General features: G+C 48.8%; 12 protein-coding genes. 6 read left to right on the forward strand and 6 right to left on the reverse strand.

The genetic code is table 11. The annotated features are described in order from the left end of the window. Positions 1–125: 125 nt before the first annotated feature. Positions 126–2,669, reverse strand: coding sequence for a YgiQ family radical SAM protein (locus J2X05_RS09270; RefSeq protein ID WP_374725267.1), 2,544 nt, complete (start codon positions 2,667–2,669; stop codon positions 126–128). A 161-nt stretch (positions 2,670–2,830) separates the two neighbouring features. On the opposite strand from J2X05_RS09270, the gene J2X05_RS09275 reads away from it, so the two are divergent. After that, positions 2,831–3,847, forward strand: coding sequence for a hypothetical protein (locus J2X05_RS09275; protein ID WP_310071680.1), 1,017 nt, complete (start codon positions 2,831–2,833; stop codon positions 3,845–3,847). A 60-nt stretch (positions 3,848–3,907) separates the two neighbouring features. Here the strand turns inward: J2X05_RS09275 and J2X05_RS09280 are convergent, their stop codons facing one another. The 4 genes from J2X05_RS09280 to yciH all read right to left on the reverse strand — a co-directional run bounded on the left by J2X05_RS09280 (position 3,908) and on the right by yciH (position 5,473). Further along, the gene (locus J2X05_RS09280; protein WP_310071683.1) at positions 3,908–4,171 is read right to left on the reverse strand and encodes a rhodanese-like domain-containing protein; all 264 of its coding nucleotides are present in this window, start codon (positions 4,169–4,171) and stop codon (positions 3,908–3,910) included. 137 nt (positions 4,172–4,308) lie between these two features. Beyond that, positions 4,309–4,845 carry an energy transducer TonB gene (locus tag J2X05_RS09285; RefSeq protein WP_310071686.1) on the reverse strand — a complete coding sequence of 179 codons (537 nt, stop codon included), beginning with the start codon at positions 4,843–4,845 and terminating at the stop codon, positions 4,309–4,311. Positions 4,846–4,919: 74 nt separating this feature from the next. Next, positions 4,920–5,141: a DUF3820 family protein gene (locus J2X05_RS09290; RefSeq protein ID WP_049629270.1), complete on the reverse strand. Its 222-nt coding sequence runs from the start codon at positions 5,139–5,141 to the stop codon at positions 4,920–4,922. A gap of 2 nt (positions 5,142–5,143) precedes the next feature. Beyond that, positions 5,144–5,473, reverse strand: coding sequence for a stress response translation initiation inhibitor YciH (yciH, locus tag J2X05_RS09295; RefSeq protein WP_310071689.1), 330 nt, complete (start codon positions 5,471–5,473; stop codon positions 5,144–5,146). Between the two features lie 100 nt (positions 5,474–5,573). Here yciH and J2X05_RS09300 point away from each other — a divergent pair, with 100 nt between their 5' ends. From J2X05_RS09300 to J2X05_RS09310, 3 genes are all read left to right on the forward strand, one after another. After that, entirely contained in the window at positions 5,574–6,782 is a 1,209-nt protein-coding gene (locus tag J2X05_RS09300) for a serine hydrolase domain-containing protein (protein ID WP_310071692.1), read from the forward strand. Further along, positions 6,775–6,996, forward strand: coding sequence for a SlyX family protein (locus tag J2X05_RS09305; RefSeq protein ID WP_310071695.1), 222 nt, complete (start codon positions 6,775–6,777; stop codon positions 6,994–6,996). The genes J2X05_RS09300 and J2X05_RS09305 overlap by 8 nt, the downstream gene beginning before the upstream one ends. Before the next feature lie 195 nt (positions 6,997–7,191). Continuing rightward, entirely contained in the window at positions 7,192–9,759 is a 2,568-nt protein-coding gene (locus J2X05_RS09310) for a sensor domain-containing protein (RefSeq protein ID WP_310071698.1), read from the forward strand. Positions 9,760–9,781: 22 nt separating this feature from the next. Here the strand turns inward: J2X05_RS09310 and J2X05_RS09315 are convergent, their stop codons facing one another. Further along, positions 9,782–11,260, reverse strand: a complete 1,479-nt coding sequence (locus J2X05_RS09315; RefSeq protein ID WP_310072527.1) for a M48 family metalloprotease — start codon at positions 11,258–11,260, stop codon at positions 9,782–9,784. 220 nt (positions 11,261–11,480) lie between these two features. On the opposite strand from J2X05_RS09315, the gene J2X05_RS09320 reads away from it, so the two are divergent. Continuing rightward, positions 11,481–11,741, forward strand: a complete 261-nt coding sequence (locus J2X05_RS09320) for a sulfurtransferase TusA family protein (protein ID WP_310071700.1) — start codon at positions 11,481–11,483, stop codon at positions 11,739–11,741. Between the two features lie 72 nt (positions 11,742–11,813). Beyond that, positions 11,814–14,774 carry an insulinase family protein gene (locus J2X05_RS09325; protein WP_310071703.1) on the forward strand — a complete coding sequence of 987 codons (2,961 nt, stop codon included), beginning with the start codon at positions 11,814–11,816 and terminating at the stop codon, positions 14,772–14,774. The last annotated feature ends 339 nt before the right edge of the window (positions 14,775–15,113 follow it).

Consider the following 15,113-nt stretch of genomic DNA (forward strand, 5'->3'; position numbering starts at 1 on the left):
TTTTATAAATAAATCAGATTTGTATTGGCAATCAGGGAGGTTGTGCGAGCGGCTATTTTAGCGGAATTTGCTGAATAGAAACTGGCTAGTTTGCACAAATCCATTTGTACAAAGCAGGTCGAGTATTATTTCTTGGGTGCACCAGGTTTATGCCGCGGGTTTTGTCCGGAAGGGCGCTTGTTAATGAGCTGTAGCTTGCCCGCCTTAGTGCCTGTGAATTCCTTTTTTACTGGTGCGCCAGCGCCTTTAGGTGCGGTGGTTTGGGCATTGAATTTTTTGGCGCTTTCAAATTTATCGCCAAAAGCTTTTGCTACAGGTTTGCTTGCGCTTTTGGCAGTAGCTTGGTGGTTGTTCGTCTTGCCCGTGAATTTACCTGTAGCGGGCTTGCCCGCTGGTTTTCCTTGCACACGTGCGTTCGGACTGTGGCCGCGACCAGTGTTGCGTGCATCCGCCTGTTCATCCGGGATCAATGCTGAGGCACTACTACCGATCAAGTGTGGCTTACGCATGGCGCGCAGTGCTTCACGGATAATCGGCCAGTTGGCTGGATCGTGGTAACGCAGCAACGCTTTTTGTAGGCGACGCTGTTCTATGCCGCGCGGAATATTAATCTTCCCGCTCTTGTAGGTTAATTTTTTCAGTGGATTGCGCTCGCTCACATACATCGCTGTCGCCAATGACATGGGCGATGGATAAAAGGTTTGCACTTGGTCTACTTCAAAATTATTTTTCTTTAACCAGAGCGCAAGGTTGAGCATATCTTCATCGCGCGTGCCCGGGTGCGCTGCGATAAAATAGGGAATTAAAAATTGTTCCTTACCCGCTTCTTTTGAAAATTTATCAAACATGCGTTTGAATTCGTAGTAGCTACTCATTTTCGGTTTCATCATTTGCGAGAGCACACCTTCTTCGGTGTGCTCTGGTGCAATTTTCAAATAACCGCCCACGTGGTGGGTCACTAGTTCTTTTACGTATTCGGGATCGAGCACCGCGAGGTCATAGCGCAAACCAGAAGCAACGGATACTCTATTTACACCGCGAATTTTGCGCGCTTCACGATATAAATTCGTGGTGTATTTGTGGCTGGTGGTTAAATTTTTACAAATAGTCGGATACACGCACGATAAACGACGGCATTTGGATAGCGTCGGCATATCTTTGCAGGTAAGGCGATACATGTTCGCCGTAGGGCCACCCAAATCAGAAATATGGCCGGTAAAGCCCGGCACTTTATCGCGGATATCTTCAATTTCTTTGAGAATTGATTCCTGCGAACGGCTTTGGATGATACGGCCTTCATGTTCGGTGATGGAACAAAAGGTACAGCCGCCAAAACAACCGCGCATGATATTCACCGAGGTTTTAATCATGTCGTAGGCGGGAATTTTTTGCTTGCCATAAACCGGATGCGGCACGCGTGCATAAGGCAAATCAAATACGCCATCCAGTTCATCGGTTTCCAATGGAATTGGTGGCGGGTTAATCCAGACTTCGCGGTTTTCATGTTTTTGAATCATCGGGCGCGCGTTGTAGGGATTTGCTTCTTGATGCAAAACACGCGATGCATGCGCATACAAAATCGGATCATTCCTTACTTTGTCGAAGGAGGGCAGACGCACGTACACTTTTTCCGCATCCATCATTTCACTGCGGTTTTGCAACGGCATGGGAATAATGCGAATTGGCTGCGGTTCATTGGGGTCGAATGCTTTTTCGCTTTCAATACCTTGTGCGGGGCAGCCTTGCGTATTTAATTGATTAACAGCGAGTTGTTCGGCTGCTTCCGGATTCAATGTCGCAATTTGCTCCGCCATTTTTTCCGGATCAAGTTGGCGCAAGCCAATCTGCGAGTTATTGATATCCGTTTGCGCAGCATCCACTACGGATTTTGCGTTATGTTGGTACTCATAGGGGTTAGGCAATTTATCGATATTACCCGGCCAATCGATGCGTGTGGAATCAATTTCCGTCCAGCCAGCGGGCGGTTCTTTTTTGATAACCACGGTACCGCGAATACTGTCGAGTTCTTTAATGCTTTTGCCGGCGGCGAGTGAATGCGCCACTTCGGCAATCGCACGCTCGGCATTGCCGTACAGCAAAATATCCGCAGTGGCGTCGATCAATACCGAGCGGCGTACTTCATTGCTCCAGTAATCGTACTGTGCGATACGACGCAAACTGGCTTCGATTCCACCTAGCACAATCGGCACATCTTTGTAGGCTTCTTTGCAGCGCTGGCTGTATACGGTTACTGCGCGGTCGGGGCGTTTACCGCCTTGGCCGCCGGGAGTATAGGCATCGTCCGAGCGCAGGCGAAGGTCGGCAGTGTAGCGGTTGATCATGGAGTCCATGTTGCCCGCGCTTACGCCAAAAAACAGGTTGGGTTTGCCGAGGGCTTTGAATGGCTCGGCGCTGCGCCAGTCGGGCTGGGCGATAATCCCCACGCGAAACCCTTGGGATTCGAGAAACCGGCCAATCACTGCCATGCCAAAACTCGGGTGATCCACATAGGCATCGCCACAGACGACGATAATGTCGCAGGTTTCCCAGCCTAGTTTATCCATCTCTGCACGGCTCATCGGCAGAAAGGGGGCTGGCTTGTAGGTTTTAGCCTGGCTATGGATGTTGGGTTTTGGGTAGGAAAAAAGGTGTTTGGCGGTGCTGTTCATGCTTCGGTACTGCGCTGGGTAAGAATCAAGTAGCCATTGTCCCAGAATCCTGCGCGCCTATACAGCGCTAATAGTGAAACCCGGTGTTATGTTGGACTGGCGACTTATCTGGTAGGCTTCAAAGCCGATGGCAAGAATCACTTGGTAATCGAGGCTTGATAATGGGATATAGTAATGCAGACCGCACGCCTGTCCAAAATGTGCAGAACCAGCAAGGGCCGCAGGCTGGTATAACGCAATTTGACGATAAACGTACCAGTTCAACTGCGCAATTACAGCTGCAAGGCATGATGTCTTCCAGCCCTCTGAAGGTGACACAGCGTAAAGTACAGGCGTCAATCCGGTCATCAATCATTGCGCAGAAACAGTCTATCCCCGGGGCATCCGCGCGTGAACCTAACCGGGAGCATGTAAATCCTCTTCAATCGGCCTCTGACACTATTCAGATGTTAGTATCTCCGAGTGCTACTTATGTCCCGGGGCCTAATGAACTTAATGAAATTGCAAATCTTGACGGCCAAATAGCTGCAGCTGAAGTCACGGCGCAGAATCGAATAGCCAACCCCCCAATGGGGTACGTACATACGCCAACCCAAGCGGCTTATATGGCTAATCCGACGGCTGCTATGTGGGGGTATTGTGTTGAGGAACAGCTAAACCAGCTCGCTCCCGGACTTGGTTGGGCGACCCAATATCCATTGGCGAACTCACGCCCCGATTATCAAAAGGCGGTGGGTGGACAACAGGTATTTGTCGATCTGACATCTGCGGCGCAGGCTGGACCTGCAGGGGGTCATATCACTGCCAAGTTGGATATATCAGCCCCTAACGGGATCGCGCCAGCAAATTGGAAAGCTGCCGATATAACACATAATTCCCTGAATCCCCTGAATGGTATGCCCGCAGCACCTAATTACAATGGTGCGGTTACCCAGCCACACATGCAGTACTTCCAGCGATACCATAATTTCTGCCAAAACCCGCATGCAAATTGGGACCCCTATATGGAGAATCTTTTCCAGTACTACGGCAACATTTCGCAGGCAAGGTTTACCCAAGTGTTTAATCAAAATGATCGTGACCTGTTTGTGCAGAGAGCTCAGGAAGAGCCAGATGACTCTTCCAGTGAAGACTATTCAAGTGACGAATATTCTAGCGATGTAGATATGGAGGACTGATCTTGGTAGTTGAGCAGGGGCCCGCTCAGAATTTGTAAGCGGATGGGCTCAGCATTGAACTCATTGCTGCAAGAGCGCCTCGTATGCCCCTTCATTCACAGCATGATTAAATCCCATTGCGCGTAAAGTTTGTTGTGCAATACCGGAGCGATTTCCTGAGCGGCAGTACAAATGAATTACGGCATTTTTATCGGCGGTCACCTCGCTAATGCGCAGTGCAATCTCTTCGTAGGGAATATGCACTGCACCTTCAATATGACCTGCGTTAAATTCGTCTGTAGTGCGGACATCGATCCAAAGACCAGAGAATGGATTGGTAGACATAGCCAATAAACCTGTGATTATTCAAATGGGGGGGCAATCGCGTAGGATAACAATCCCAAGGCGGGAATTACCAGTCGCAAACAACTACGCCCGCAAGAGCGGGCGTAGTCTATTTTTTGCCGACTGGTTTTTGGCGGTTAGGCGCTAGCCAATAAACGGTCGTATTTGCGGCTGAGCATATCGTAGAACTGTTCACGGACTTGCACGATGGTATTTTTCAGGGCGGTGATTTGCTCAAGTGAAATATCCTTGCGGCCGATGTAAACCTGCTTGCGGTAGACCGCAATTTTGGCACCGTACAAACGCAGGCTACGCTCCAGATTCTTCTCGCCCAACATCAATAATTTTGCTTCAGCTTCGGCCAGTTTTTTAAATTCGGCCACCAATTCGGTATTGACTGCATCCAGCTCAACGCGGCGTGCCTGCGGCCAGCGCTCACCAAATTGGATGGATTCTACGACCAGCGACGAATACTTGGCGAAGATATGGGTAACCGTGCCTACCTGGGTGGAAACCTCCTCCAGAATTTGCAGGCGGCGGTTGTCGCGCGCGCTGGTGGCTGGCTGCTGATTAGCCTTGCGCAGGACAATCCATGCGGTAACGGCGGCAATAAGAGCACCCAGACCAATCTTCAGGGAAGTGTCAGTTAATTGTAGAAAAAGCTCGTTATTCATTTGCTAATGCCCCTCTGTCAGAAAAACGGCGGTTTTGGTTCGTTGACAGGGGTTTTGCAATAAATAGGCCAGCGTTATCTCAGTGGTTTGAGCAAGGGCTCCAAACCATTCAGGCGGATTTCATACATCAACCCCAGCAGCTGCCCGAGTTTGCCTTTGGGGAAGCCTTCGCGTCCCATCCACATCAAATAATGTTCGGGAATATCGGCTATCACATGGCCTGCGTACTTACCATAGGGCATGGGTGTGGTGACTAATTCTTTGAGCAGTTGGGGATCAAAGGGGAATTCGTCCACGATCAGCCACCCGCCAATTTCACGGTGAAGCCGCGCTTTTCCAGCTCGGCTTTGAGTTTATCTCGCTGGTCGCCCTGAATTTCGATTATTCCATCCTTCAAAGACCCACCCACACCGCAGGTGACTTTCAAGGCTTTGGCGAGGTCTTTTAATTTGGCTTCATCGAGTGGCACGCCTGTAATGGTGGTGACACCTTTGCCATTTCGGCCGGCAGTCTCGCGGCGGATGCGCACTATTCCATCGCCTTGCGGAGTACTTGCTGCAGGTTTTTCGTCTTTGATACGGCCAGTCTCGGTGGAATAGACGAGGCGGGAGTTTTTATCTTTGTTCATGATGACGGCTCACGGGAAACAAGCTGCCAATTCTAACCTCGGGCACTGGTAGAATGCGCGCAACTTTTTTACCGAAAATGCGTTTTAAAGAGATCGATCTATGACAATAAACGGCCAATGGTTGCCACAGTGGCAACAGCTTATCGATGCCTTTGCCGCTAATTTTACCCAAGGCGAGGAGGGGGCCGGTTTGGCGCTTGTACATCGCGGTAAATTGGTGGTGAATATTTGGGCTGGGCAACGCAGCAATAAGCTGGCGGGGTTGGAGCAGGTTGAGTGGAGCGAGGATACGCTCGTCAATATTTTTTCGGCAGGCAAAGGGCTGGTTGCGCTCTGTATTTTGCAATTGGTAGCTGAGGGTAAGTTGCACTTGGATGAGCCGGTTGCCAGTATCTGGCCGGAGTTTGTATATGCCGATAAAGGCGCAATTACGCTGCGCCAGTTGTTGTGTCATCGCGCGGGTTTGTCAGCGTTTCATCAGCATATTCCCAACGAACAAATTTTTAATTGGGACTTGATGACCCAAGTCGCTGCTGCTGAGATGCCTTGGTGGGAACCTAACACCGCGCAGGGTTATTCGCCGTTTATGTTTGGTTGGATTTTGGGTGAGCTGGTCAGGCGCGCTAGCGGCTATGCAAGTTTCAATGATTATTTTCAAGCGCGCATAGCCCAGCCTTTGCAAGTAAATTGTCACTTCGGTGTGCCAGATTATTTACTGGATGCGATTGCCGACACCGGCCCGCTTAAACGCCCTTTGGGGGGAGCGGCCAGCTCGACGGGTGCTGATAGCATCGCGTTAGGAAAATTGATGAAAGCTGATCCTCGCGGCGTCACCAATCGCGCGTTTTCCAATCCCATCAGTTTGATGACGGCAACGAATTCACGCGAATGGCGCCAGGCACAAATTCCGGCAGCGGGTGCACACGCGGATGCGCGGGCTTTGGCAACTATTTATGGCACTCTTTGTAGCGCTCCGGCAAACGCACAGCAACATTTACTGGATGGATCGGTGTTGCCACTCTGTTGGCAGCAGCAGACATTTGAGGATGATCGCACACTGGGTTTGCCGCTGCGGTTTAGTCATGGATTTATGTTATCGCAACATGACCGCGCAGATTGTCGCTACGGTCGCGGTGCGCGTGCCTTTGGTCACCCAGGCGCAGGTGGTTGTATTGGTTTTGCAGATCCGGATTTTGAGTTGGGTTTTGGTTACGTGACCCATCGCATGGGGCAGGGGTTATTGATCGACGAGCGCGCGGTGCGTTTGATCGATGCGGCTTATCACATTCTGGAGTTGGAAAATGTCTGATATCGAAGAGCAATTAATTGATGTGCAAACCCGCGTGGCTTATCAGGAAGATACGCTTGCACAATTGAATGATGTGATCACTAAACAAGATGCCGAGCTAGTGCAATTGAAACAGCAAATACGCCTGCTGGCGCAGCGGCTGGATGAATTAGCGCGCGACCCGGCACAGGCTGGTGAAACTGATATTACCAATGACCGGCCGCCGCATTATTGACAGTTATTCGCTGATACTTTTCCCTGGTTTCTGGTGGGGCGATTGCTTGGCGCTGCATTAAGATTGGATGGCGCACAAATCTGCATAAATAATAATAACTGCGAACTAATGCCTGATTAAGACGCGTTCAAAAAATTCTTGTCTACACTTTGGATTTGACGAATCTTAATTGGGTATAGGGCGATTTTATTGACTATGCAGCATTCCAGTTCACCGAGTGACCCGGCAAGCCCATTGCCAGCTGATCTCGCCATCGAAAACGCGTTGGATGCGTCCAGCATTGCGTCTTGGAACACGGATGTTATTAGCGGGGATCTACATATCTCCCCTGAACTCATTGAATCATTGACTGAATCTGCCCCGGAGTTAGCGCAGCTTTCCGATTTATTATCGCTCTTACCCAAAGCCGATAAATACCTTTTTCTCCAATCCTTTAATGCCGATCCCCAGGATCAGGACACCCAGCGGTTGCGTTCATGCGATGTGCGTTTGGTTGGCATCGCCGGCGAGCCACGTGTGCGTTTTGTGGGGCGATTACAATCGGGGTCAGATGTAGTGGGGCGTCGTTTTGAGGGAATGGTAATCAGTGCCCATCACTGGCTGGCAAGCCCGAGCGATGAATATGCATTGCAGTTTTTGTCTGGGCTATTTGCCGAGAGCCCAATCCCCAGTGTGATCACTGATAAACATGGAATTGTTTTGCATATGAATCAGGCCATGGAGCGGTTGTTTCATTTATCGCATCGCCAAGCGGAAAGTGCCACTGGTTTTTATTCTATTTTGCGCGATAAGCGTGTCTGTTCTGACCCTGATCTTTATGCCGCGATTCGCGCTGTGTATTTTGACGGAGCAATACGAACGTTGGAGATGAATTACTCGTTGGGCAATATTCATCGCAGTCGTTTTATCAGCGATAAAAATTTATATTTCCGCGCAAGTTTTTTACCCATCCGCGACCGGCAGGGTAATACCGAACGCGTGCTGGTACAGTTGCAGGATTTATCGCGCGAAAAAAGTGCACGCGATGCCCTGCAGGAAAGCGAAGCCAGTTACAAAGCGTTTATCACCAATAGCTCAGAGGCAATCTGGTGTTACGACATGCAACCACCGGTTGCGGTTAATCTGGAGTTGGAGGCACAAGTAAAAAAAATTGCCCAGAGTGCCCGCTTGGTTGAAGCGAACAAAGTCTTGTTAAATATGCTCGGTGCCAATTCATTGGACGATATTTTGGGCATGGGATTGATGGAAAGCGGTTCGACAAACTATGTGTTTGATATTCATTTTTTTGTTAACAACCAATATGAAATGATCGATCACGATATAGTGCGGCAGGACCATCGCGGTAAAAATTATTATTTCCAGATTTGTTGCACGGGTATTGTGGAAGATGGTTTTCTCAAGCGTGTATGGGGTACCACCAAAGATATCACGGCGCGCAAACGTTACGAAGATAAGTTGCGCTACCAATCCTTTCATGACTCTCTCACTGCCTTGCCCAATCGCGAAAAACTTTATGCTGATATGGAGGAGTGTTTTGCGCAGCGCAGCGCAGACCAAATCAGCGCGCTCTTATTAATTGATCTGGATCGTTTTAAAGAAATCAATGATACGCTCGGGCACAACGTGGGCGATCATTTATTGCAATTAATCGGCCCACGCTTGGCCAACGAAATGTCCGAAGTGCCAGGCACCGTAGCGCGTTTGGGTGGCGATGAATTTGCGGTGTTTTTACCTCGTATTCGTAGTACCCATCAAGCAGTGGTATTTGGTCATCGTCTACTCGATGCGCTTGCGCAGGAATTTGATCTAGATGGTTTTACCACACAAATTTCAGCGAGTATCGGTATCGCCATATCACCGCAGCAAGCGCAAGATCATCATGCATTGATGCGTTATGCCGATATCGCTATGTACTATGCCAAAGGGCAAATGCTGGGGTTGTCGATTTACAGCCCTGAATATGACCCTCACTCAACCAAACGCCTCGCAATCGTGAGTGAGTTGGGGCGTGCTATTCGCGAAAATCAATTGTGTCTTTATTACCAGCCCAAAGTGTTATTGGACGAGCAGCGTTGTTACGGTTTTGAGGCTCTGATTCGGTGGATTCATCCTGAATTAGGATTTGTTCCTCCTGCGGATTTTATTCCCATCGCCGAATTAACCAGTTTAATTCACCAGCTCACGGCATGGGTGTTGGAAAAAGCGATTGAGCAGTGCCGCCGCTGGCAAGATCAGGGCATGTCGTTAAGTATTGCGGTGAATTTATCGGCACGCAATTTAATGGATGACAATATACCCAAATTGGTTGAGCGCTTATTGGCAAAGTACAAGTTACCTGCCTCGCGACTTGAATTGGAAATTACCGAAAGTTCCATTATGACCGACCCAACGCGCGCACTTCGCAATTTGGATGCATTGCATGAGTTGGGCGTACATTTGGCGATTGATGATTTCGGTACAGGTTATTCATCGCTTGCCTATCTCAAGCGTTTGCCGGTGCAAACACTGAAAATCGACAACTCCTTTGTGCGCAATATGCTGGAAGATTTGCAAGATGAATTGATCGTTAATTCCACTATCCATCTCGCTCACAATTTAGGGTTAACGGTGGTAGCAGAAGGCGTAGAAAATGAAGCGCTGCTGGCGCGCCTGAGTGAGATGGGTTGCGATGAAGCCCAGGGTTATTTTATTGGCAGGCCAATGGCAGTTATTAATGCCGATGAATGGATTGTTGAATCGGGTTGGATAAAGCAGCCATCGTAAACGATGGCTGTGTGGATAATCGTTAGAAACCTTCGACCTGCATTTGCGCTTCTACATATTTCAAACGCTCTTCAATCAATGCTGTGCGGTAAGTGTTGCCTTGTGTCAGCTTTAGCGCGTTGCGCAATTGGATTTGTGCGCGATCATAAACACCATTCAAAATAAAATATTCTGCACGCGCTTCGTGTACCCCGAGAATATTTCCTGCCAAACCGTTTACCTCTGCCAGTAGATACCACACATAGTCGTCCTTACTACGTTTGCGCGAATAGCGTTCCAGAATATCCGCGCACTGTTGATAAATGCCCGCTTTCATCAAAGCTTCGGCGTGGCGAATGATCAAGGGGTAGCTGTCTGGGTATTGCTTTAATTGTGTTTCAAGAATTTCCAACCCGGCCTTGTAACGCTCGGCGGCGATTTCAATATCGGAGCGCATAATTTGGTAGGTAATCCGCGTGGGATCTTTTTCCAGTAGTGGGGCGAGAGCATCACGGGCGGCATCAAATTGGCTGGCTTCCGTTAGTGCCAGCACCAGTCCGTAGCGGCTGGCATCAGGGTTATCGCTTTCTTTCTCCAATTCACTTTTAAACATTCTGGCAGCGATTTGCGGTGTCTCTTCAGCACCTACTCTTACACGGGTACGCACAAGTTGGAATTCCAAATTGTCTTCCACCGGTTTGCGTACGTATTGCATAGCGCGGTTGCGCGCATCAGCCACTCGGGTTTCGCTTACCGGGTGGGTGAGCAGGTATTCAGGTGGGCGGCGATTAAGACGGTTGGCGCGTACCATTTGCTCGAACATATCGGCGGCGGCGTAAGGGTCAAGGCCTGCTTCAACAATGGTCTGCATACCAATGCGGTCAGCCTCCTGCTCGTTCTGGCGGCTAAACGCGAGCGACGCCTGCTGCGCAGCGGCTTGGGTGCCCATAATCGCGGCGACACCGGCATCGCTATTGCTGTTGGCGGCCAATACTAAACCCGCCAGCATGCCGGCGAGCATCGGCATCATCATGTTCTTTTGCTGTTCGAGCCGGCGCGCATAGTGGCGCTGGCTCAAGTGCCCCAGTTCGTGGGTGAGTACGGCGGCTAATTGGTTTTCAGTCTTGGCGTACATTAGCAGGCCGGTGTGCACGCCAATAATATTCCCGGGTACCGCGAAGGCGTTAAGCGTGTTATTTTCGGCGACAACCAGGTCAATCCGCTTCTCATCCAGTTGGCTGTGTGGGATTAGTCGGTTAAACAACTGCTCCAAATAATCGATGATTAATGGATCAGATGTAGTAGGCACCTGGCTGCGATAGGCTCTGAGCCAGCGTTGCCCCAGCATCTTCTCTTGCGCAGGCGAAATCATGATTGAGCTGGTATCACCCAAATTGGGGAGTTCTACCTCGGCATGGCTCGCATAAGGGTTGGCGAATAAGCCACTCACTAACAGGAATGCCAGGCCGACAGGGGCAAGCAGGCGTTGGTGGAGGGTAGAGATGCAGCGCTGAAAAGGCATTGGCACGGTACTGATTGACTCCTGCTGGAACCCGCCCGGATAGGTGCGGCGGCAAAAAAATAGGGCATAACTCTAGCCTTTTTGACGCGTAAAGACTAGGTTAGCAACCTTTTATGACCATAAGCCTTATTGCCAGTTCTGCTCAGCGGGAATAAATACTCCTGATGGAGGTGGCAGGCTATAGAGAGATGTTCTTTGTGCTAGCTACTGGTAACAAGCCTTGAGTGAAACTATCGACTGCTTTACCCATCCTGTCGCACGTGAGTTGGATACCCGTGGTTTGCGCTGTCCTCTGCCGCTGCTCAAGGCAAAACAGGCATTGCGCGATATGGCCGCCGGCCAAGTGCTGAGAGTGCTGGCTACTGATGCCGGGTCAGTGCGCGATTTTCAGGCTTATGCACAGTTAAGCGGACAGGAATTATTAGCCTTTGCAGAGTTGGATGCGGTCTATTGTTACCTGCTGAAAAAGTCTGTTGCGTAGCGCCAGAGCGTGAAAATTTGATCAATCAGTAATTGAGAGTTGCATAATTACTGATGGCTAAGTGAGTTTGTTATGGTGAAATGGTGTTGCAGATTTAATCTGAATGCGAGTGCTCCCTGGCTAGCGGCAGTTGCGTGCCTGTTTGCCAGTCAATTGTTGTCGGCCCAAGGTAGCAGTGCAACGGGCGGCAACACGCAGGAGAACAGTGTTCAACGTAGCGCAAATTCAATCTTTAATGCAACAATCGACCTCAATACCACTGCTGGTGTTATCAAAAGTGAAAACGATAAACGCAATTATCGTTATCTGGTGTTAGATAACCAGCTGCGTGTTCTGCTTATCTCTGACCCCTCCACTGAAAAATCAGCTGCTGCATTGGATGTTAACGTCGGCGCAAATCAAAACCCGGTGGATCGCGCGGGGCTCGCCCATTTTCTGGAACACATGTTGTTTTTGGGGACGGAAAAATATCCGCAGGCGGGTGAGTATCAGGAATTTATCTCCCGGTATGGCGGCAGTTTTAACGCCTATACTGCAGCTGAAAACACCAACTATTTTTTTGAAATCGATAACGATCAGTTAGATCCTGCGCTGGATCGTTTTGCGCAATTTTTTGTGGCACCCCTGTTTAGCGCTGAATATGTCGAACGCGAGCGCAACGCGGTAAATTCTGAGTATTTGGCAAAGTTAAAAGATGACGGGCGCCGCGAATGGGATGTTTATCGCGAGCTGATGAATCCTCAACATCCCAGTGCGAAATTTTCAGTAGGCAATTTAACTACCCTCGCTGACAGGGAAGGGCATCCGGTACGCGAAGATATGATTGCGTTCTATCAGCAACATTATTCATCGCACTTGATGAATTTGGTGGTGCTCGGGCGTGAAAATCTGGATGAGTTGGAAGCTGGTGTACGCGCTCGGTTTAGTGCGGTACCCAAGCGCGATATTCATATTGCTGATAATTATCCCCCATTGTTTGATAAACAGCGCTTACCTGCCAGTGTAGATATCAAGCCGGAAAAAGAACTGCGCCAGCTGACATTTAATTTTCCGATTCCCAATCCTGATCAATTCTACGAAAAAAAACCATTTGCTTATATTGCCAATTTATTGGGGCATGAAGCAGAGGGGAGTTTATTGTCTCTGTTGAAACGGTTGGGATGGGCTGAGGCCATTTACGCCAACACGGGTTTACAGAGTCGTAAGGATGCCGTATTCCAGCTCAGTATCCAATTGACCCCGCAGGGCGTGCGTGCGCGCAATCAAATAGTGTCACTGGTATTTCACTGCATCGAGCAACTGCAGCCGCGCGGTTTGTCTCCCTGGCGCTATAGCGAGCTGCAACAGTTGGCCGATTTGGAATTCCGCTTTCAGGAAAAACGCCCACCTATGCAAACGGTTAGCGCATTGGCAGAGTCTATGAAAACCTATGCACCTAAAGATATTTTGCGTGGGGACTATGTTTACACTGCTTACGATGAGAGGCTAATCAAAAAAAGTTTATCCTACTTAACCAGCGACAACCTGTTGCTGGTATTGACCGCGCCCGATGTTGAACCTTATCGCGTATCGCCATTTTATTCTGCCCCGTTTGTTGTGCGGGCGGGTATTCCTGAGTTATTGGATTTGAAACCAGCCGTGCGCAAAGAGTTATTTTTGCCCGAAAAAAATCTGTTTATCCCCAAGCGGTTGGCGGTTAAATCAGGATCAATGCTGGAGGAAACTGGTACGGCGGATATCAAGCCACAGTTAATTCTTGGCAACAAAAATATGCGGGTATGGTTTGCACAAGATCAGCAGTTTATGCAACCGCGTGCGCTGATTAATTTGCGTATCAAGTCGCCCTTGGTTGCTGCCAGTGCAGAAGGTGCTGCACTGGCACAATTGTTTGCAGCGTTGGTTTCTGATCAGCTCAATGAATTTTCCTACCCTGCACGGCTCGCAGGGATAGATCACACAATAACCGCCAATGTGCGCGGCTATGAACTGAGTATATTTGGTTATTCCAGTCGTCAGGGATTGCTGATGAATAAAATGATGGAAGTTATGCGCACCAGCAAGTTTAACGGAGAGCGGTTTGCGCTTATCAAAGAAGATTTGCTCCGCACCTGGCGCAATCAGAATAAAGACTTACCTTATCAGGTGCTTGCCAAACAATTGCCCGTACTTCAATCTGATCCTTACTGGAGTAATGCGCAGTTAATTGCGGCCCTGGAAAATAAAACACTGGAACAATTCGCGCAGTTTGCCAGCCGCCAGTTAATCGATGCAAAAATGGACGCACTTTTTTATGGCAATTATTTTCGCGCGGAGGCATTAAAGCTCGCGGTACTGGTTGAGCATGAATTATTGAATCGTCAGGCCGGGCGCGAGCTTCCTGCTGCAAAATTATTGCTGCTGCCCAAGGGGTTGGAGAAGCCTTGGCTCTATGCCTATCCAGTGGAGCATGCCGATAATGTGGTTGAATTATTAATCCAGAACCCCTCTACATCAATTGATGATGCTGCACATATGATGCTCGTGAGGCAGTTGCTGCAACCGGAATTTTATAATCAATTGCGTACCGAAAAGCAGCTGGGCTATGTAGTGGCTGCAATAGCTGCACCTCTACTCAATCTTGAAAATAGTTTACTGGTGGTGCAGTCGCCCAGTGTTAGGGAAGAAAAAATTATCGAGGAGATCGATCTTTTTTTAGATGAGCAGCAGGTGCAAATAGGTGAAAATTTTACTATTAACCAGCAATCGCTAATTAAAAAATTACGCGAACCGGCGCGCTCACTCAAAGAACAGGGTGAACGTTACTGGAGTGCCATCACAACTTTCGATAATCATTTTTCGCGTCGTCTTGATCTTGCAGATGCTGTTGCACGCATCACGCCGGAATCACTTGATAATTTTTATCGGGCGGTATTCATGGATAAAAATAGACGTCTCTGGTTAACCTCTGATGTGCCGGTAGAGAGTGAAAACTTTTTTCTCGTCGATGATTTGTTGATTCATAAACAGCAAATGCAAAGCATTGCACTGCCTTGATATTCATGTGTTGCGAGATATATAAGCCTTCGCTCCAAGTTCATTCATTCTTATGCTTTTTTTTGGTGCACCCCAAAAGAAAATTATCATTCTTTTTACTGATTACTGCTTGGTGAATCGCAAAACTTTGGGTAATAATGCCAGCCCTGTTGCGAACATGGTTTTTTAATAGCGTAGCTATATTTGAAACGCTTGGTTCAGCGATTTGTGCACTAAAGTTGTGCCCCTCCAGAGTGTTACCAAATTGGCGAGGGCTGGTAAAAAATTCCCACTTATGCAAGAATTCGGGGATTTTTTACACAAGTAAAAGGAATATTCCTCCTGTAACTCCATGAAAGT

Source organism: Cellvibrio fibrivorans (assembly GCF_031457055.1).
Lineage (GTDB): Bacteria > Pseudomonadota > Gammaproteobacteria > Pseudomonadales > Cellvibrionaceae > Cellvibrio > Cellvibrio fibrivorans.